Source organism: Gibbsiella quercinecans (genome assembly GCF_002291425.1).
GTDB lineage: Bacteria > Pseudomonadota > Gammaproteobacteria > Enterobacterales > Enterobacteriaceae > Gibbsiella > Gibbsiella quercinecans.
On sequence record NZ_CP014136.1, the window covers coordinates 790,723 to 808,630 of the forward strand.

Here is a 17,908-nt window from a genome sequence, read left to right on the forward strand (position 1 = left end):
AGGAGAACGATTGTGACCATTGCCCTTGCCGCTGAACCAACGATTGTCGGCCAGAATTTTACCGTACGCCCCCTGGGTGGGCTGGGTGTGGAAATCATAGGGCTGGATCTCGGCCAGCCGCTGAATGAGCGTGACTTTGCCCGCATTCATCGTGCCCATTTGGAACATCACGTGGTGGTGTTCCGTAACCAACAGATTACGCCGGAACAGCAAATCGCCTTCAGCCGCCGTTTCGGCAAGCTGCAGATCCACGTATTGGCGCAGTTTCTGTTGCCCGGCCATCCGGAGATCCTGATCGTTTCCAACATCATTGAAAACGGCAAACCGATCGGCCTGGGCGATGCCGGCAAATACTGGCACTCGGATCTCTCTTACAAAGCATTGCCAAGCCTTGGCTCGATGCTTTACGCACAGGAATTGCCTGCGGAAGGCGGCGACACGTTGTTCGCCGACATGCACCAGGCCTGGGATACCCTGCCGGCCGCACTGCGCGCCGCCGTTGAGGGGCGCAATGCGGTGCATGCCTACACCGCCACCTACAGCAAGCCGAAGTTCGGCGAACACTGGCGGCCGCAGTTAACGGCGGAGCAGTTGGCGCAGGTGAAAGCCGTTTCCCAGCCCATTGTGCGCACCCACCCGGAAACCGGGCGCAAGGCGCTGTTCGTCAGCGAAGGTTTTACGACCCATATCGAAGGGCTGCCGGAAGACGAAAGCCGCGAGATCCTGCAGGCACTGTATGCCCACAGTATCAAGCCGCAGCATATTTACCGGCACGTTTGGCAGCCGGGCGATCTGGTGTTTTGGGACAACCGCTCGTTGATCCATCTGGCGACCGGTTGCCCTGCACACCTGCGCCGCAAACTGTATCGCACCACCATCGAAGGTGATGCGCCGTTCTGATTTTCAGGCCTCGGGGGAAAACACCATGACTCACTCAAGCCAAAACCCGCTGTTGCAAGTCCGCAGCGTTGGGCTGGAATACCGCACCCGCCATCGCCAGGTGCGCGCCACCCATGATGTCAGCTTCGACGTCTGGCCCGCCGATCGCTTTATTTTGCTCGGCCCTTCCGGCTGCGGTAAATCCAGCCTGCTGAAAGCCATCGGCGGCTTTTTACCGCCGGTCAACGGTGAGATCCAGCTCGATGGCAAACCGGTGGTGCAACCCGGCCCCGATCGCATGATGGTATTTCAGGAATTTGACCAGTTGCCGCCGTGGAAAACCGTGCTGGAAAACACCCTGTTCCCACTGCTGGCCAGCCGCAAGGCCACCCGCGCCGAAGCGCGCGAGCGGGCGCTGCACTTTTTGGATAAGGTGGGGCTTGCCGGCTTTGCCGATGCGTTTCCTCATACCTTGTCCGGCGGCATGAAGCAGCGCGTGGCGATCGCCCGCGCCTTGACCATGCAGCCGAAAATCCTGTTGATGGATGAACCCTTCGCCGCGCTGGACGCGCTGACGCGGCGCAAAATGCAGGAAGAGTTGCTGGCGCTGTGGGAAGACGAGCGCTTCACGCTGCTGTTCGTCACCCATTCGATCGAAGAAGCGCTGGTAGTGGGCAGCCGCATTTTGCTGCTGTCACCGCACCCAGGGCGGGTACGCGCCGAGTTGAACAGCCACCAGTTCGCCCTGCACGACAGCGGCAGCGAACCCTTCCAGCATGCCGCGCGGCAGATCCACGATCTGCTGTTTACGCCTGAACCTTCCGCGCCGCAGCCGGCGCCGCGCCCACTGTTGCCGCTAACCGCGAGTGCTTTGCAATGACCACACCAAGCCCTGAAACCCTAACGCCGCCGATCCGGCCCGAATACCAGCGTGAGCTGACGCCGTTGCACAACCTGCCGCTTGAACGCCCGTTGCCGCTTGCCACACGGTTATGGAACCAAACCTGGTTACGAAAAAGCGTGCTGCTGGCGGCCCTGCTGCTGCTGTGGCAAGGCGCAGCGCATTGGCAGCAAAATGATCTGATGCTGCCCAGCTTTACCCAAACGCTGCACGCCTTTGTTGATGATATGCTCAGCGGCGAACTGCCGGCTAAAATTGTCATTTCGATCGGCACCTTGCTGAAGGGCTACGCGATTGGCAGCCTGTTGGCGCTGACGCTAAGCGCACTGGCGGTTTCTACCCGCTTAGGGCGCGATTTGCTTAGCATGTTGACATCAATGCTCAACCCGCTGCCCGCGATCGCCCTGTTGCCGTTAGCGCTGCTGTGGTTTGGCCTGGGGGAGAAAAGCCTGATTTTCGTGCTGGTTCATTCCGTGCTGTGGCCGATGGCGCTCACCACCTGGTCCGGCTTTATGTCGGTTTCCGAAACGCTACGCATGGCCGGCCGCAACTACGGCCTGAGCGGGTTACGCTACGTCTGGCATATTTTGATCCCGGCGGCGTTGCCCTCGATCCTGGCCGGCCTGAAGATCGGTTGGGCCTTCGCCTGGCGCACGCTGATCGCCGCCGAGCTGGTGTTCGGCGCCTCCAGCGGTGCGGGTGGCCTGGGGTGGTATATCTTCCAAAACCGCAATGAACTGTTTACCGATCGGGTGTTTGCCGGCCTGGCTTCGGTGATTATCATCGGCCTGCTGGTGGAAAGCCTGGTGTTCGCCACGCTGGAGCGGATAACGGTGAAACGCTGGGGAATGCAGCGCTAAGCTTAGCGCTACTGCAACCCGCTTGCGGTGATGGAGGCCGGCAGGCGGGTTGCGTGATATATCAGAGTGCAGGCGCCAGGGCCTGCAGCTGTTGCCAGCTCACCTCGTCCACCTCAATGCCGTGTTGCAGGCGGTGTTGATAGGCGTTGCGTTCGGCGTCGCCCGGCAAGAGCAATTCGCCATCATCGCGCGAACTGCGTACCCAGGCCAGCAATGCCGGCACTTCCTGCCGCCAACTCTCGGCGCCCCCCAAGCGATCCGGATCGATATAAATCGACAGCATACTGTTGATGATGCGCTTTTTGCCTGATGCAACATGACGCTCGGTGATACCGCCGGTCAGCGCCGCCCCCAGTAGCGAACAGACCAGCGCCAGGCCGGATCCTTTATGTTTGCCGAACGGCAGCAGCGCGCCCAACGGCGGCTGCACCACCCAACGCGGATCCTGCGTCGGCTGGCCGGCATCGTCAACGATACAGCCCGGCTCCACCTGCTTGCCGGCGTTCCAGGCAATGCGCGCCTTGTTGCCGGCAATCGCGCTGGTAGCGAAATCTAGGATCACCGGCGCCCCTTCGGCCTGTGGAATACCCGCGCAGAATGGGTTGGTGCCCAACCGCGAATACTGCCCTTGCCAGGGCATCACAATTGCCCGGCTGTTGACGTTGGCGAAGTGCAGCGAAACCAGGCCGGCTTGCGCCGCCTGCTCCGCAAAGGCGCCAATCCGCCCCAGATGATGGGCATTGGCCAACCCCACCACCGCCACCCCCAACTGGGCGGCGCGCGCAATGCCCGCCGCCGCCGCCTGACGGCCCACCACCTGGCCAAAACCGTGCTGGCCGTCAAACGCCAATAGCGCCCCGTTGTCTTGCAGCAACTCGGCGCCCGCCGCGGGGTTAAGCCCACCCTCAGCAATGGCTTCCAGATAGCGCGGCAACATACTGACCCCGTGCGAATCGTGCCCCTTAAGGCACGCCTCCACTAAATTTTCAGCTACCTGTTCGGCGGTTGCCTGATTAACGCCATTCTCGCCCAAACGGGCCGCGACATAGTCACGCAAAAAAGGCGCAGAAAAAGTCGGCATAGTGATCCCCCTGTAAAAGGCGCTAGCTTATTACTGCGTTTATCGAGCGCTAACTATGCCTTTCGCATAAGCAATGCCGTTTTTGTGATAACGTCGCCAGATTGCCATCCCTTTTCTGTTCCCACTGATGGCTAAAAACTCAACTTATGATCCAGGTCAATGTAACGCCATAGCAATAAATGATAATAATAACGATTATCATTAACACGCTAATGGTGTGTGTCTCTAATGCCCATAATACGTTTTCTGCTCATCCTCCTCAGCGTACTGAGCAGCGCGGGTGCATGGTCAGCTTCCGGCTATGCGCCTTATATCGACGACATTCAATCCCGCCTGGACAAAACCGCCGCACTTTACCAAAACCAACAAGCCAATGACGCCCGCCGCGAAGTGCAAATGGCGTATTTTGAAGTGTTTGAAAATCTTGAAGGCCCGATTCGCATTAATATCTCGGCGCAAAAAAGCTATCAGATGGAAGCCGCCTTTGGCGATATCCGCCGCATGATCGGCGAAGGAAAACCGCAGCCGGAAGTGCAGGCAAAAATCGACTGGCTGAAAAGCGAGCTTAGCAGCGTTGAAGCCGTGCTGGACGGCGGCCACCAGTTAGTGGCCGAACAGCAGCACGGCGCCTATGACAACCAGGCCATCGCGCTCTACTGGCAGCAGAGTTTTAAAACCATTGACGATCTGCTGGCCCAGGCCATCAGCCAATATCAGGCCGGCGATCGCGCCGCGGCGGCCAAAAGCATTCAGCAGGCACATTTCCAGGGCTTTAAAAATTCAGAAATGGAAATGTCGATCCGGCAGAACCGCGCTTCGCAAACGGCCGCCGGCATCAATCAGCAATTTACCGCGTTGATTGCACTGAGCAACCAGCCAGACCAGTTGAGTGAACTGGGCTACCGCACCACCGAACTGCTGCAAACCCTGGAAGATATACTGCCGGGGCTGCCCACCACCCGCGCCGATCAGGCGGTGGCCGCACCGGGCCCTGCTGGCCAGCCAGCGGCTGATACGGATGCCAATACCTCGGCGGACTGGGGCGCGGTGGCCGCCAGCATTAACCAAAGCGTACAGGCAGCGATTCAACAATACCGCGCCGGGCAGGCGCAGGATGCCATTCTGGCCATTCAGGACGCCTACTTCGATCACTTCGAAGCCAGCGGCATGGAAAACAAAATCGGTTCGCGCGACGCCGCCTTCAAAACCACGCTGGAGGGCCACTTTACCCGCCTGGTCAGCCTGATGAAATCCGGCCAGGCCGCCGCGCAGATAAACGCGGAAGCCGACGCACTGCAGCAAGACTTGGCCCAAGCGGTGGCGCTGATCGGCCAGAGCGGCGAAAGCCCGTGGAGCCTGCTGGTGTACAGCCTGCTGATTATCGTGCGCGAAGGGATGGAAGCGCTGCTGATCGTCGCCGCCATCGTCGCCTACCTGATTAAAAACCAACAGCATGACAAACTGCCGATGATCCGCCAGTCGGTGTGGGCGGCTCTGGCCTGCAGCGTGGTGACCGCACTGCTGTTCCAGTGGCTATTTACTAATTCGGGGGCAAGCCGTGAGCTGCTGGAAGGCATCACCATGCTGATCGCCGTGGTGATGCTGTTCTTCATGAGCTACTGGCTGCTGTCCAAGGTGGAAGCGCGCCACTGGAAAGCCTATCTGGAAGGCAAACTGTCGCACGCACTGACCAGCGGTTCGCTGCTTGGCCTGTGGCTGACCAGCTTCCTGGCCGTGTACCGCGAAGGGGCGGAAACCGTGCTGTTCTACTATGCCTTGCTGGGGGATGCCCAGACGGTTACCGGCCATGCGGCCGTGCTGGCCGGGTTCGTGCTGGGTTGCATTATCCTGCTGCTGGCCTGGTTCATCATGCGCTACACCGTGCTCAAACTGCCGCTGAAGCCGTTCTTCATGTTTACCGGCTCGTTCATGTATTTGATGGCCTTTATCTTTGCCGGTAAAGGCATTTTGGAACTGGTGGAGGGCAAGTTGTTCCAGCCGACCCTGCTGCCGGGATGGCCGGAGATCGGTTGGCTGGGCGTCTACCCCTATGTCGAAACGCTGTTGCCGCAGGCGGTGCTGGTGCTGGCCGCGCTGGTCGCTCTGTGGATCATGCGGCGCCGCAATACCGCTTTACCACCCATGTAATGAACCACACAACCGTTAAACCAAGAGGATGAGTGAATGAGCATCAACAAAAGCCTGATCGCCGGCGCCATAATCACCAGCGTCTTCACTGCGCCCGCCGCTTTCGCCTTCAAAGAGTACCCGGCCGGCGAAGCCGTGAAGATCAATGAAATGGAAATCGCCGCCGTTTACCTGCAGCCGATTGATATGGAACCCCGCGGTATGGGGCTGCCCGCCGCCAAAGCCGATATTCACCTGGAAGCCGACATCCATGCGGTGGAAGGCAACAAAAACGGCTTTGGCGCTGGCGAATGGATGCCGTTCCTGACCATCGCCTATACGCTGGTCAACACCGATACCGGCGCCAAACAGGAAGGAACCTTCATGCCGATGGTCGCCAGCGACGGGCCGCACTACGGCGCCAACATCAAAATGATGGGGGTGGGCAACTACAAGGTGACCTACCATATCGATCCACCGTCCAAGGCCGGTATGCACCGCCATACCGACAGTGAAACCGGGGTTGGCCGCTGGTGGAAACCGTTTGACGTCAGCTATGACTTCAAATATGTCGGTCTGGAATAACAGCAGGATAACCGGTTGCGCACAGGGGCGCGCCGCGGCCGCCCTTTTGCTTCATGCTGAGCCCAGGTTTTCATGAACTATTTTTTTGTCGTTACTCTGCAGGCGTTTGCCTGCGTCGCCCTGCTCGCCGGCCTTAATGGCTGCCGCCAGCCAAGGCCGGCGCTGCGCCGGCTGCTGTTGCTGAGCCTGATTGGGCTGCTGCTGGGGAGCTGGGCCGGGCTGAACGAGCCGAAATCCCAAACGCTGCAGTTGGCCATTACGGGGGTTGAGATCGCCGCGCTGCTGCTGTTTTTACTCAGCCTGTGGCGCTGCCCTGCCCGCCTGGTCTATGCCTGGCAGGCGCTGCTGGTCTTCGGCGGCGCGCGCCATTGGGCCAACAACCCCAATCTTGGCGCACTGTCCACCACCCACGTGCTGAACACCGACCTGCTCATTAACCTTAGCGCATTGGTGCTGGCTTTCTTTTGCCTGGCGTTGGCCGCGGTGTTGACCGCCATGCTTTGCCGCCGCATCTCCTGGCTGCGCTGGCCGGTGGCGCTGATTACCGTGCTTTCCCTGCTGTTGCCGCTCACCGGCAACGTCCTGTTGCTGCTGATGAAACTGCAAGCGCTGGCGCTGACCAAGCCGCGGCTGAGCTTTGTCGCCCACGTCACCAATAATCTGCCGCTGCTGAGCTACCTGGCCGCGGCGCTGCTGTTGCTGCAGGCGTTGCTGTGGCTCCCCCAGGCGCTGGGGCGCCGGCAGGTTGCCCGGCAAACCCAGGCGGCGGTCGCCAGGCGGCTGGCGCTGGCGCGCGCGCGCAACGGCTGGCGTTTGTTTGCCGCACCGTTGGTGTTAGCCGCCTTTGTGGTTACCAATCAGCTGTACTGGGACAACGTGGCCTCCAGGCCGCCGCGCCTCTCAGAAGCGACGCCGGTTCAGCTTGCCGCCGACGGCCTGGTGCACCTGCCAATCGCCCAAATCCGCGACGGCAAACTGCACCGCTTTGTCTGGGTTGCCGACGATGGCAAAGCGGTGCGCTTTTTTGTGATCAACCGCTACCCGGATCGCCTGCGGCTGGGGGTAGTCTTCGACGCCTGCCTGCTGTGCGGCGATCAGGGCTACGTGATGGAAGGCAACCAGGTGGTCTGCGTGGCCTGCGGCGTACATATCTTTATCCCGTCGATCGGCAAAGCCGGCGGCTGCAACCCGGTGCCGATCGACGGTTGGCAAAATAACGAGCAGGAACTCACTATCCCACGCGCAGCGCTGGAAGCCGGGGTCAATTACTTTTCTACCATCGTTACGCTGCAAGTTACCGATCCGGTAGACGGCAGCCGGTTAACCAACGTGCAGGCGGAATACAAATATCAATACGGCGGTAAAACCTGGTTCTTCGCCTCCGAAGCCAACTACAACCGCTTCCGTAACGCGCCGGAGCAGTTCGTTGCGCCGGCGGAGGGGGAATAATCATGCTCTGGCGGATGCTGTGGCAATCCTGGCGGCGCAACCTGCGGCGCAAGGCGCTGGCGGTGCTGACGGTGTTTTTGGCCGCGGGGCTAATCTCGGCGCTGTTGGCGGTTTCCATCGACGTGGGCGATAAAATGTCGCGCGAGCTGAAATCCTACGGCGCCAACATTCTGATCGAGCCCGCCAGCCAGGCCATTTTGCCGGCGATATCCGGCGAAAGCGGCAACCCGCTGGACGGGCAAGACTTCCTTGATGAAGCCGAGCTGCCGGCAATCAAAGACATTTTCTGGCGCAACAATATCGTCGGCTTTGCGCCGCTGTTGAGCGGTGAAGTCACCGTGGGCAACGATCGCATCAACGTGCTGGGGACGTTTTTCTTTCAGCCGGTGAATGTGCCGGACGAAGAGGATTACCGCACCGGCCAGCAGGCGATCAGCCCATACTGGCAGGTTAGCGGCCAGTGGCCCGCAGAGCCGGCAACGCCGGGCAAGCAGCAGGCCTTGGCGGGCGCCGCGCTGGCGCGCCATTACGGTTGGAAGCCGGGCGACACGTTGCAATTGCATGGGCCGAGTGGTGAACGCACGGTAACGCTAAGCGGCATTCTGGCCAGCGGCGGCGATGAAGATAACCAACTGGTGATGCCGCTGGCGATCGTCCAGGATCTGTTAGGGCTACAGGGCAAAGTGCAGGCAATCCGCGTTTCCGCGCTGACCGTGCCGGAAAACGCCCTGTCCCGCCGGGCGCGGGAGAACCTGGATGCGCTGAATGCCGAGGAATACGATCTGTGGTACTGCACAGCGTACGTTTCCTCGATCGCCCATCAGCTTGAAGAGGCCATTTCCGGTTCCGTGGTGCGCCCCATCTGGCAGGTGGCCGCTTCCGAAGGGGTGATCATCGATAAAATCCAGCTGCTGCTGGGCGTGGTTACCGCAGCGGCCTTGCTGGCGGCGGCAATGGGCATTGCGTCGTTGATGACCAGCACCATTATGGAACGGGCGAAGGAGATCGGGCTGATGAAAGCGCTCGGCGCGCGCCAGTGGCAAATCCTGCTGCTGTTTTATCTGGAGGCGGCGCTGAGCGGCGTGCTCGGCGGGCTGGCCGGTTGTCTGGCAGGCTGGGGGTTGGCGCGCGCCATCGGGCTGATGCTGTTTGGCGCGCCGCTCGATTTTGCCTGGGTGGTGGTGCCCTGTGTGCTGGTGGTTGCAGTGCTGATTGCGCTGATCGGCACTTGGTTCCCGGCACGGCGTATCGCCCGGCTCTACCCGGTGGAGGTGCTGTATGGCCGTTAACACCAGCATGTTCTGGCGCCTGGTTTGGCGCGCGCTGCGCCTGCGGCTACAGCGGGTGAGCGTGGTGTTCGCCGCCCTCACCGTGGGTGCGGCCATCGTTACCGCCATGTCGGCCGTGTGGTTCGATATCAATGCCAAAATGAGCGAAGAGCTGCGCACCTTCGGCGCCAACTTTTACATCGGCCCGGGCCACGGCAATACCCTGGCGCAAGCACAGTTGCAGCCGATACTTGACGCCGCGCCACCGGGGTTAATCAACGCCGCCAGCCCCTACCTGTACGGCATGGCGCGTACCGAGCTGGAAAAAGTGGCGCTGATGGGCGTGTGGTTTGAATCGCTGCAAAAACTGGCGCCCTACTGGCAGGTTAGCGGCAGTTGGATCGGCGTCAGTTTTGACGATCGCAACGCCATGATCGGCGTGCGCCTCGCCCAGCGCCTGAACCTGCGGCTTGGCGACAGCGTTACCCTGGTCAACGGCAGCGAACGCCAGCGCCTGACGATCAAGGGCATCGTCGAAGCCGGCGACGCCACCGACAACATGCTGATCGTCAACCTGGATCTGGCGCAAAAATGGCTTAACAAAAGTGGACAGATCAGCAACGCGCTGCTGAGCGTTAATAACGATCTGGGCCAGGTCGATCGCTACGCCGCGCGGCTGCAGCAAACATACCCGCAGCTTGAGATCCGGCCGATCCGCAAGGTATCGGCCTCTGAAGGCCAGGTGCTGGATAAGATCAAGGGGCTGATGGGGCTGGTATCGGTGGTGATCCTGGCGCTGTCTTCCCTGTGCGTGAACACCACGCTGATGGCGATTGTCAGCGAACGCGCGCGTGAATTCGCCTTGCAGAAAGCGCTCGGCGCCCGCAACCGCGACATTATTTACCAGATGCTGGCGGAAACCGCGCTGATCGCGCTGGCGGCAATCCTTTGCGGCTGCCTGCTCGGTTATCTGCTGGCGCAGCTGCTGGGCCTGACGGTGTTTAACGCCACCATCTCACTGCGCCTGCCGGTGTTCCCGATCACGCTGGTGCTGTCGTTACTGATCGCCACGCTGGCGGCCATTGTTCCCGTCAGCCAGGCGGTGCGTATTGAACCCGCGAAGACCCTGAAAGGAGAGTAGCCTATGCCGTTGTCACCACGCCCCAACACGGTGATTGAAACCCGCCATCTGTTCAAACGTTTCGGGCAGGTAACCGCGCTGGACGACATTAACCTGCATATCCAACGCGGGGAGTTTGTCGCCATCATGGGCGCTTCAGGATCGGGCAAAACCACGCTGATGAATATCCTCACCTGCCTGGATACCGCCACCAGCGGCCAGGTGTTCCTGGACGGCACCGATGCCGCCACGCTGGATGAAGAAGGCCGCCGCCGCTTCCGCGCCGAGAAAATCGGCCTGGTGTTCCAGCAGTTCCACCTGATCCCGTTTCTGAATGCGCTGGAGAATGTCATGCTGGCCCAGCACTACCACAGCGTCACCGATGAGGCGGCGGCCAAAGCCGTGCTGGCGCAGGTTGGCCTTGAACACCGGATGACTCACCTGCCCAGCCAACTTTCCGGGGGCGAGCAGCAACGGGTGTGCATTGCCCGCGCGCTGGTCAATGAGCCGCCGGTGATCTTCGCCGATGAGCCCACCGGCAACCTGGACGAAGAAAACGAACAGCGCGTGCTGGACGTGCTGAAGGCCCTGCACCGCCAGGGGCGCACCATTGTAATGGTGACGCACAATCCGGCGTTGGGCGAATTTGCCGATCGCATTATCCGCCTGCAACACGGTAAATATCTTAGCGAGGAGGCGCCATCCCATGCGTTGGCTTAATCTTTTTCTGCTTATCTTGCTGCTGGCCGGCTGTAAACAAGAGCAGTTGGCAATCGGTGAACCGGCGCCGGCGCTGGCGGCGTTCGATCTGCAAGGCAAACCGACGGCGCTCAGCCAATGGCAGGGGCGGCCGATCTACCTGAACTTTTGGTCAGCCAGCTGCGGCGGCTGCCTGGCGGAAATGGAAACGCTCAGCAAGCTCAGTGAACAATGGCAAGGTAAGGTGGTGGTGCTGGCCATTAACACCGATGCGGATGATTTGGACATCATGGCGCTGCTGCGCCAGCGGCGTATTCATTACCCGGTGATCCGCGATCAGCTTAACATCACCCAGGAGCGCTACCAGGTTATCGGCACCCCAACCTCCTTCCTGCTGGATGCCCAGGGGCGGGTGACCGCCCAGCATCAGGGCGCCCACAGCCCGCAGGAGCTGGCGGACATCTTTCGCCGTCTGGCGCAGGAAGGCTGACCATGAAAACATTGTTGTCGTCCCCCCACTCGCCGTTGCTCGCGGCAGGGCTTCTGCTTTGCGCCCTGTTGCCGGCGGCCCCCAGCGCGCGGGCTGACGTTGCGCGGGATTATCAACGCGACTGCGGCGGCTGCCATGGCCGCAAGGCGGATAAACCGGCCTTCAACCGCGCGCCGCCGCTGACGAGCCTTTCCCGGCAGGAAATCATCGCCGGCATGACCCGGCTACGCGACGGCGGCGGCGTTGATGCCGCCAGCCGCGCTAAAGCCCGGCTCAGCGACGCGCAAATCAATGCCTTCGCCGATTACATCATTACACTATCGCCCAACGTCACCGCGCCCGGCGGCCAACCGGCGGCGCCAGATGAACCCGGCAACGCCGGGCAAACGCCCTAAAAGCAAAAAGCCCGCCGGCGTTTTGCCTACGGGCTTTTTCAGTGCGGTCTATCCAAAGACGCCAGTGAGGGTTACTTCACTTCACCCATCGCTTTCAGTTTCTTCGACAGATCGCGGCGTTCTTTCGACAGATCGGCGTTTTTGATGATGTAGTCATCAACGCGATCTTCATAGTCGCTACGCATGTTGGCGATGATCGCCTGAATGTCTTCGATGCTCATACCCGGCTTGATATATTGACTCAGGTTGTCAAGCAACAGTACGCGCTTCTGGTTGTCACGAATTTTCTTTTCGTTGTCGATAATTTCACGCTGCAGCTTATTTTTACGGCGGAACATACGCACAAACTCCAGAACGTCCTGGAAACTCTGCTTATTTGCATTATCCATCTTCATACCCTTGCTTAAGTAATACACAGATTCATTTACTTACGGCCACGATGCCACCAAGATACAGGTTAGTGGCCGCCAGACACAACCGGTCATTTCCCTATCTTACCTGCTTTAGGCTCCCTGACCAAAACCCGAAGCACCCGCTTCATGATCTCACCCCCTAATTTCGCAGCGGAGTGGTACAAAGCTTGAGCAAATCGCCCAGCTCTTCCAGCTGTTTCGCCAGTTCCATGCTCAGCCAAACGTAGCCGTAGATAGGTGCCTCGTTGTGCGGGCTGGTGCTTGCCTGCTGCATCAGCGCCTTCAGTTCGCTGGAGATTTCGCTCAGTTCGCCGGCCACTTCACGCTCTTCATCTTCCTGCACCCCGTTACGCATAATGTCGGCCAGAGATTCCAGCGAGCGCAGCGTCAGCAACTGCGCGCTGCGCAAGGTTTTGGCATTCAGCATGATGAAGTGCGTCTCACGCGAGGCCCAGTAGGCATCCGCCAGCAATTCCAGCGTGCACACCAGATTGCGGCTTAGGGTTTGCACTGCCTCAAGCACCGGTTTGGGAATATGGGTTTCATTGCTGCTGGGGGTGATCATCGTGCGCAACTTGACCACCTTGGTGAGCAGTTTCTTCAGCCGCAGCTCAAGACGGGGGCGCTCAATGATGTTCAGCGACAGGTAAGCGCCGTAGATTTTACCCACTTCGTCCAGGCAATCCGCCATGTGCATACGCCAAAGTATGTAGGCGCGCTGCGGATAGATGCTGGTAAACAACAGCGCCAATAGCGAGCCGATGATCACATCGCCGCTGCGCCACAGCGCGGTATACATATCCCCCGGGCTGGCACCGCACACCACCGCCAGCGTGATGCCGATCAGCAGCGCCATATAAGGCCGTTTGCCCAACGTCAGGTAGCCGCAGACAAACATCACCACACCGCACCACAGCAGCATAATCGGTAAGGAGAACAGCTCCAGATAGAGCGCGATCAAGCCGGAAACCGCGCCAAACACCGTGCCCGCAATACGCTGCAGCGCGCGCTGCAACACGTTGCCCCAAAACGACAATGGCCCCATCACCACCACCAGCGTAATCAGCGGCCAGGAACCCTCGGGCACGTCCAACAGGCGGACGAGCAAAAAGGTCAGGATGAATGCCAGCGAGATACGTAACCCATGCACAATGCGATGGTTACGATAAATCAGTAATTCGAAGGGGGAAATTTTCCTGTCCAGACGCACAACGAAACCCACTTGCCAAAACAAAGAGCGCATAGTTTAGCGGAGGAATCACTCCAGGGTATATCAGTTCTGTGTTGGCAGATATTTCCCCTCCGCCAATATCACCGAGGGTAACGACGTTAACCGGTGTATTTTTCCACCAGCGCCCGCAGGATGGCAGCGGTTTCCGCGTCCATCACGCCGCCATAGTGCTGTGGGCGGAAATGGAGCTGGAAAGCGCGCACTAAACGGCGGTAACCGTCTTCGCTCTGCGCGCCGGCAATGTCGTAGCCGTATTGGGCAAAAGAGGCCAATAGCGCTTGCCGATCCGGCAGGCCGCTGCGGCAATAGTCCTGCTGATAGTGCCGCTGAGTGGCCCGATCGTACCAGGCGCCAATCCCCGCCTGGTAAAGCTGGTGCCAGGGGAACTGCGGGCCGGGATCGCTTTTGCGCCCTGGCGCGATATCCGAGTGCGCGAGCACATTGGCCGGGGTAATATCGGGGTAGCGCGGCAGAATGTTTTGCACCAGTTGGATCACTGCCGCAATCTGCTCTGGGTTAAACGGGGGAAAAGTGGCCTCTTCACCGTCGCCGCTGGCCAGATTGACGATCTCAATACCGATGGCGCTATCGTTGATATTGGTGCGATCGCCCCAGCGGCTGGCGCCGGCGTGCCAGGCGCGATCGTTTTCATCCACCAGGTTGAAAATACGCAGATCGGTAAAACCGGCCTGCCGATAGCGGGGATCGGCCGGATCCGGCACCAGATAATGCGCGCTGACCGCATCGCCGGTCAAAGACTGTACCGAGTCGGCAAAGTTCTGCGCAGTATAGTGCAGCACCAGGAAACGAACGCGGCGATTGAAACTGGCTACCGCCCGGTAGCTGTGGTAATCGATACTGAACATTAATGCCCTCTTTTCGCTGGCAATACCGGCCCGGCGGCCTGGCTTTTTCGCCACGGTGGGATTTATCTTTTGGCTAAAGAGTGAGAGTATCGCGCAATGGAAACGAAAGAAATACGCCGCAATAACCTGCGCGATCTGATGGGGCATTATGCGCGCCAGGGCATTAGCCAGAATACATTCGCCATCCGGGTGGGCTCTTCCGCACCGACGCTCAGCCAAATCATCGGTGAAAAATTCTCCCGTAACCTGGGCGATAACCTGGCCCGGCGCATTGAGGCCAGCCTGGATCTGCCCAAAGGTTGGCTGGACGTTTTCCATGAAAAGCGCCTGGCGCACCCGTTCGACAACGCGGCAACGGAATCCGATTTTCAGCTGGCGCGGCTAAAGCCCGCCGTGTGGGAAGACACGCCGCAGGACAAAGAAGAGTTTGTGGAAATATCACTGCTGGATATTGATTTTTCAGCCGGTGATGGCTGTTACGAGTTGATCGACCGCGAGGAGTTTTCGCTGATCTTCCGCCGTTACTATCTGCACAAAATGGGGGTGGCGGTGAATGCCGCGCGCATTATCCGCATCTGCGGCTCCAGCATGGAGCCACGCCTGCAGGATGGCGATGTGGTCGGCATCAATACTGCCGATACCCGCATCCGCGACGGCAAAACCTACGCCATTCGCCACGGCAGCCTGCTGCGCGTTAAAATGCTGCTTGAACAACCGGACGGCGGGGTGCTGATCCGCTCGCTCAATCAGGCGGAATACCCGGATGAATACCTAAGCTATGCGCAACGCAGAGATCAGCTGGTGGTGCTCGGCCGGGTTTTCTGGTCGTCGTCGTCCTGGTGAATCCCCTGGGGGTTCACACCTAAATAACGCATTCGTTTAAAGAGAATAGATAAGTTTACATCACCCCTTGTCAGTTGCCTTATACTTTTTTCTTCACAACAATGACTGCAGGAAATAACACAGCAAACCCTCTCCCCTCGCCAGCATAAATAAAAAGGTAAAAAATCTGTAATGGCGGATAATAAGGAAATATAGATAAGTCACGGTAAAATATTAATTTAACCATTAAGAAGAAAAACTATGATTATCCCGCTCACCCGTGAATTGACGTATCTTTAAAGAAAAACAAATAACCTCAGATAAAATTATATTAGATTACATTGATGAATGATAAGTAACAAAATGATAGACATTGATTATGCATTTCCCGCTGATGTTTAGTTCGCATTGAGGTTTCCTGTGTTTTAATCAACAGGAAATTTAAATCATCTCTCGCCAAGGAGCCGCTAATGAGCTACAACAGCAGGGTTTGGTGGTGTATGTTAGCCTTGTGTACCTTGTTTTGGTTAACAGTGTTTGCCAGCCTATTTATGCTTCAGCAACATATTTTTGAAACCACGCACCACTACCAACATAAGAGCATAACAACAACGCATTCAATGAACGATTATGAGGCGGCATCCTTGTTTGCCCATCATTCTGGCTAACAACAGCCAGCAATAGTGAGGTAATGCTACGCTATGGCGCCTTTCGGTTATAAGGAAATAACATGAACATGAAAGTGTGGTTAGGCATACTCATTATTTGCTCATCGTTTTGGTTGACAATCATCAGCAGTTTGCTCTTCATCTGCGATATATTTTGACCATTAACGAGGTGCCAATCGTCAAATTGCAACGTTCAGCGTTAACAATGGAAGATTCCCTTTAGCCAACGGGAGGTGAATATCATGGATAAAGACACAGTTCGCTCGTCACAGGCCGAAGATGAAAGAGTAGCGGCTGATTTGCTCGCGCTGACAGTGACCTATCACGAACGTTATGGTCACGAATCCAACCTGAAAACCGCCGAGAAACAGGTTCCAGCGCATTTGCGCAGTTACTTTCACCAGCAGCTCAAGAAATACCGCACTACACCATCGCTGGAAGGCTAACGTTTCTCTGGGCTGGTGCGCATTGCCGCCAAGCTTTACTTGGCATCAGGCATGGCGAGGTTACAATAGGCGCATATGCATTCCGCCACTGAAGAGATAACACGTTGAGTAGCAAGGCACCGGCCACATTCTACATTCACGATTACGAAACCTTCGGCAAGAGCCCGGCGCTGGATCGCCCGGCCCAGTTTGCCGGCGTACGTACCGATATGGACTTCAACATCATTGAAGATCCGCTGGTCATTTACTGCGCGCCGTCGGACGACTACCTGCCCGAGCCGGAAGCCGTGATGATCACCGGCATCACGCCGCAGGAAGCCTTGGCGAAGGGCCTGAACGAAGCGGAGTTCGCACGGCAGATCCACGCCGCCTTCAGCCAGCCCAACACCTGTGTTTTGGGCTATAACAACGTCCGTTTCGATGATGAAGTCAGCCGCAACATCTTCTACCGTAATTTCTATGATCCCTATGCCTACAGTTGGCAGAACGGCAATTCACGCTGGGATCTGCTTGATGTGATGCGTGCCTGCTATGCGCTGCGCCCAGACGGCATTATCTGGCCGGAAAATGAAGACGGCTTCCCCAGCTTCCGGCTGGAACACCTGACGCAGGCCAACGGGGTTGAACACGAACATGCGCACGATGCCATGTCCGATGTGTACGCCACCATCGCCATGGCAAAATTGGTCAAGCAAGCGCAGCCGCGGCTGTTTGATTACCTGCTGCAGCATCGCAGCAAACATAAGCTGAACACGCTGATCGATATTGTGGAGATGGCGCCGCTGGTGCACGTTTCCGGCATGTTTGGCGCCGCACGCGGCAACACCAGCTGGGTGGCCCCGCTGGCCTGGCACCCGGAAAACAAAAACGCCGTGATCATGTGCGATTTAGCCGGCGACATCACCCCACTGCTGAAGCTGGACGCCGATCAACTGCGTGAGCGGCTCTACACCCGGCGCGATCGCTTGGAAGACGGCCAGGCGGCGGTGCCGATCAAGCTGGTGCATATCAACAAATGCCCGGTGCTGGCACCGGCGAAAACGCTGCTGCCCGCCAACGCCGAGCGGCTGGGCATTGACCGCCAGGCCTGCCTGAACAACCTGCAAATCCTGCGCCAGCATCCTCAGGTGCGGGAAAAAGTGGTGGCGCTGTATGCCGAGGCGGCCCCCTTTACCCCACCCGATGACGTTGATGCCCGGCTGTATGACGGCTTCTTCAGTGATGCCGACAAGGCTGCCATGAACATTATCCAGCAAACGCTGCCGCAAAACCTGCCGGCGCTGGATTTAACCTTCAACGACAGCCGGATGCAGGAACTGCTGTTCCGCTTCCGCGCGCGCAACTACCCAAAAACGCTGGATGACGCCGAGCAACGGCGCTGGTTGCAGCACCGCCGGGATGTGCTGACGCCGGAGCGAGTACAAGCCTATGTGCTGCAACTGGAAGCGTTATACAACCTGTATGAGGGCGATCAGGAAAAAATGGCGCTGTTGAAAGCGCTGTTTGACTACGGCCGTGAACTGGTGGAATAACAAAAGGGGCCTGCTCTGTGTATGAACCGGGCACATGGGTAACACTTTACACCGGGCACATGGGTAACAGGTTATA

Annotated in this window: 19 protein-coding genes; 15 read left to right on the plus strand and 4 right to left on the minus strand. The window is 58.5% G+C overall.

Annotated features, from left to right (window positions below):
* Nucleotides 1–12: 12 nt before the first annotated feature.
* Genes ACN28Q_RS03675 through ACN28Q_RS03685 form a run of 3 tightly spaced genes read left to right on the plus strand, consistent with a single transcriptional unit; the run spans nt 13 to nt 2,640 of the window.
* Nucleotides 13–900, plus strand: coding sequence for a TauD/TfdA dioxygenase family protein (locus tag ACN28Q_RS03675; protein WP_230469402.1), 888 nt, complete (start codon nt 13–15; stop codon nt 898–900).
* Between the two features lie 25 nt (nt 901–925).
* Nucleotides 926–1,759 carry an ABC transporter ATP-binding protein gene (locus ACN28Q_RS03680; RefSeq protein WP_095848904.1) on the plus strand — a complete coding sequence of 278 codons (834 nt, stop codon included), beginning with the start codon at nt 926–928 and terminating at the stop codon, nt 1,757–1,759.
* A complete protein-coding gene (locus tag ACN28Q_RS03685; RefSeq protein ID WP_095845088.1) occupies nt 1,756–2,640 on the plus strand; it encodes an ABC transporter permease in 885 nt (294 codons plus the stop codon). Before ACN28Q_RS03680 ends, ACN28Q_RS03685 begins: the two co-directional genes overlap by 4 nt.
* 61 nt (nt 2,641–2,701) lie before the next feature.
* Here the strand turns inward: ACN28Q_RS03685 and ACN28Q_RS03690 are convergent, their stop codons facing one another.
* Complete coding sequence (locus tag ACN28Q_RS03690) at nt 2,702–3,721, minus strand: malate/lactate/ureidoglycolate dehydrogenase (RefSeq protein WP_095845089.1); 1,020 nt, start codon at nt 3,719–3,721, stop codon at nt 2,702–2,704.
* 228 nt (nt 3,722–3,949) lie between these two features.
* Here ACN28Q_RS03690 and ACN28Q_RS03695 point away from each other — a divergent pair, with 228 nt between their 5' ends.
* From ACN28Q_RS03695 to ACN28Q_RS03730, 8 genes are all read left to right on the plus strand, one after another.
* Nucleotides 3,950–5,869 (plus strand): FTR1 family iron permease, encoded by a 1,920-nt coding sequence (locus ACN28Q_RS03695; RefSeq protein ID WP_095845090.1) that lies wholly within the window; start codon nt 3,950–3,952, stop codon nt 5,867–5,869.
* A 36-nt stretch (nt 5,870–5,905) separates the two neighbouring features.
* Nucleotides 5,906–6,433 carry an iron transporter gene (locus ACN28Q_RS03700; RefSeq protein ID WP_095845091.1) on the plus strand — a complete coding sequence of 176 codons (528 nt, stop codon included), beginning with the start codon at nt 5,906–5,908 and terminating at the stop codon, nt 6,431–6,433.
* Nucleotides 6,434–6,505: 72 nt separating this feature from the next.
* On the plus strand, nt 6,506–7,882 hold the full coding sequence (locus ACN28Q_RS03705; protein WP_095845092.1) for a Fe-S-containing protein: 1,377 nt from the start codon (nt 6,506–6,508) through the stop codon (nt 7,880–7,882).
* Nucleotides 7,883–7,884: 2 nt separating this feature from the next.
* A complete protein-coding gene (locus ACN28Q_RS03710) occupies nt 7,885–9,171 on the plus strand; it encodes an ABC transporter permease (protein WP_095845093.1) in 1,287 nt (428 codons plus the stop codon).
* Nucleotides 9,161–10,291 carry an ABC transporter permease gene (locus ACN28Q_RS03715; protein WP_095845094.1) on the plus strand — a complete coding sequence of 377 codons (1,131 nt, stop codon included), beginning with the start codon at nt 9,161–9,163 and terminating at the stop codon, nt 10,289–10,291. The genes ACN28Q_RS03710 and ACN28Q_RS03715 overlap by 11 nt, the downstream gene beginning before the upstream one ends.
* Before the next feature lie 3 nt (nt 10,292–10,294).
* Complete coding sequence (locus ACN28Q_RS03720) at nt 10,295–10,990, plus strand: ABC transporter ATP-binding protein (RefSeq protein WP_095845095.1); 696 nt, start codon at nt 10,295–10,297, stop codon at nt 10,988–10,990.
* On the plus strand, nt 10,977–11,459 hold the full coding sequence (locus ACN28Q_RS03725; protein ID WP_095845096.1) for a TlpA family protein disulfide reductase: 483 nt from the start codon (nt 10,977–10,979) through the stop codon (nt 11,457–11,459). Before ACN28Q_RS03720 ends, ACN28Q_RS03725 begins: the two co-directional genes overlap by 14 nt.
* Before the next feature lie 2 nt (nt 11,460–11,461).
* Complete coding sequence (locus ACN28Q_RS03730) at nt 11,462–11,854, plus strand: c-type cytochrome (protein WP_095845097.1); 393 nt, start codon at nt 11,462–11,464, stop codon at nt 11,852–11,854.
* A 71-nt stretch (nt 11,855–11,925) separates the two neighbouring features.
* Here the strand turns inward: ACN28Q_RS03730 and tmaR are convergent, their stop codons facing one another.
* The 3 genes from tmaR to ACN28Q_RS03745 form a co-directional block, all read right to left on the minus strand.
* Entirely contained in the window at nt 11,926–12,243 is a 318-nt protein-coding gene (tmaR, locus tag ACN28Q_RS03735; protein WP_095845098.1) for a PTS system regulator TmaR, read from the minus strand.
* 163 nt (nt 12,244–12,406) lie between these two features.
* Nucleotides 12,407–13,477 (minus strand): FUSC family protein, encoded by a 1,071-nt coding sequence (locus ACN28Q_RS03740; RefSeq protein WP_095848905.1) that lies wholly within the window; start codon nt 13,475–13,477, stop codon nt 12,407–12,409.
* 119 nt (nt 13,478–13,596) lie between these two features.
* A complete protein-coding gene (locus tag ACN28Q_RS03745) occupies nt 13,597–14,364 on the minus strand; it encodes an N-acetylmuramoyl-L-alanine amidase (protein WP_095845099.1) in 768 nt (255 codons plus the stop codon).
* Between the two features lie 96 nt (nt 14,365–14,460).
* Here ACN28Q_RS03745 and ACN28Q_RS03750 point away from each other — a divergent pair, with 96 nt between their 5' ends.
* The 4 genes from ACN28Q_RS03750 to sbcB all read left to right on the plus strand — a co-directional run bounded on the left by ACN28Q_RS03750 (nt 14,461) and on the right by sbcB (nt 17,832).
* The gene (locus ACN28Q_RS03750) at nt 14,461–15,207 is read left to right on the plus strand and encodes a S24 family peptidase (RefSeq protein WP_095845100.1); all 747 of its coding nucleotides are present in this window, start codon (nt 14,461–14,463) and stop codon (nt 15,205–15,207) included.
* 449 nt (nt 15,208–15,656) lie between these two features.
* Nucleotides 15,657–15,854: a hypothetical protein gene (locus ACN28Q_RS03755; RefSeq protein ID WP_131928962.1), complete on the plus strand. Its 198-nt coding sequence runs from the start codon at nt 15,657–15,659 to the stop codon at nt 15,852–15,854.
* Nucleotides 15,855–16,096: 242 nt separating this feature from the next.
* Nucleotides 16,097–16,300 (plus strand): DNA polymerase III subunit theta, encoded by a 204-nt coding sequence (locus ACN28Q_RS03760; protein WP_095845101.1) that lies wholly within the window; start codon nt 16,097–16,099, stop codon nt 16,298–16,300.
* A gap of 104 nt (nt 16,301–16,404) precedes the next feature.
* Nucleotides 16,405–17,832, plus strand: a complete 1,428-nt coding sequence (sbcB, locus tag ACN28Q_RS03765; protein ID WP_095845102.1) for an exodeoxyribonuclease I — start codon at nt 16,405–16,407, stop codon at nt 17,830–17,832.
* Nucleotides 17,833–17,908 lie beyond the last annotated feature (76 nt).

Excerpts from the sequence above, each read along its gene's own strand:
- ACN28Q_RS03730 (WP_095845097.1), top strand. The coding sequence starts at position 11,462 with ATGAAAACATTGTTGTCGTCCCCCCACTCGCCGTTGCTCGCGGCAGGG.
- ACN28Q_RS03705 (WP_095845092.1), top strand. The coding sequence starts at position 6,506 with ATGAACTATTTTTTTGTCGTTACTCTGCAGGCGTTTGCCTGCGTCGCC.
- ACN28Q_RS03685 (WP_095845088.1), top strand. The coding sequence starts at position 1,756 with ATGACCACACCAAGCCCTGAAACCCTAACGCCGCCGATCCGGCCCGAA.
- ACN28Q_RS03710 (WP_095845093.1), top strand. The coding sequence starts at position 7,885 with ATGCTCTGGCGGATGCTGTGGCAATCCTGGCGGCGCAACCTGCGGCGC.
- ACN28Q_RS03695 (WP_095845090.1), top strand. The coding sequence starts at position 3,950 with ATGCCCATAATACGTTTTCTGCTCATCCTCCTCAGCGTACTGAGCAGC.
- ACN28Q_RS03750 (WP_095845100.1), top strand. The coding sequence starts at position 14,461 with ATGGAAACGAAAGAAATACGCCGCAATAACCTGCGCGATCTGATGGGG.
- ACN28Q_RS03755 (WP_131928962.1), top strand. The coding sequence starts at position 15,657 with ATGAGCTACAACAGCAGGGTTTGGTGGTGTATGTTAGCCTTGTGTACC.
- ACN28Q_RS03745 (WP_095845099.1), bottom strand. The coding sequence starts at position 14,364 with ATGTTCAGTATCGATTACCACAGCTACCGGGCGGTAGCCAGTTTCAAT.
- ACN28Q_RS03680 (WP_095848904.1), top strand. The coding sequence starts at position 926 with ATGACTCACTCAAGCCAAAACCCGCTGTTGCAAGTCCGCAGCGTTGGG.
- ACN28Q_RS03725 (WP_095845096.1), top strand. The coding sequence starts at position 10,977 with ATGCGTTGGCTTAATCTTTTTCTGCTTATCTTGCTGCTGGCCGGCTGT.
- ACN28Q_RS03690 (WP_095845089.1), bottom strand. The coding sequence starts at position 3,721 with ATGCCGACTTTTTCTGCGCCTTTTTTGCGTGACTATGTCGCGGCCCGT.
- ACN28Q_RS03700 (WP_095845091.1), top strand. The coding sequence starts at position 5,906 with ATGAGCATCAACAAAAGCCTGATCGCCGGCGCCATAATCACCAGCGTC.
- tmaR (WP_095845098.1), bottom strand. The coding sequence starts at position 12,243 with ATGGATAATGCAAATAAGCAGAGTTTCCAGGACGTTCTGGAGTTTGTG.
- ACN28Q_RS03720 (WP_095845095.1), top strand. The coding sequence starts at position 10,295 with ATGCCGTTGTCACCACGCCCCAACACGGTGATTGAAACCCGCCATCTG.
- ACN28Q_RS03715 (WP_095845094.1), top strand. The coding sequence starts at position 9,161 with ATGGCCGTTAACACCAGCATGTTCTGGCGCCTGGTTTGGCGCGCGCTG.
- ACN28Q_RS03760 (WP_095845101.1), top strand. The coding sequence starts at position 16,097 with ATGGATAAAGACACAGTTCGCTCGTCACAGGCCGAAGATGAAAGAGTA.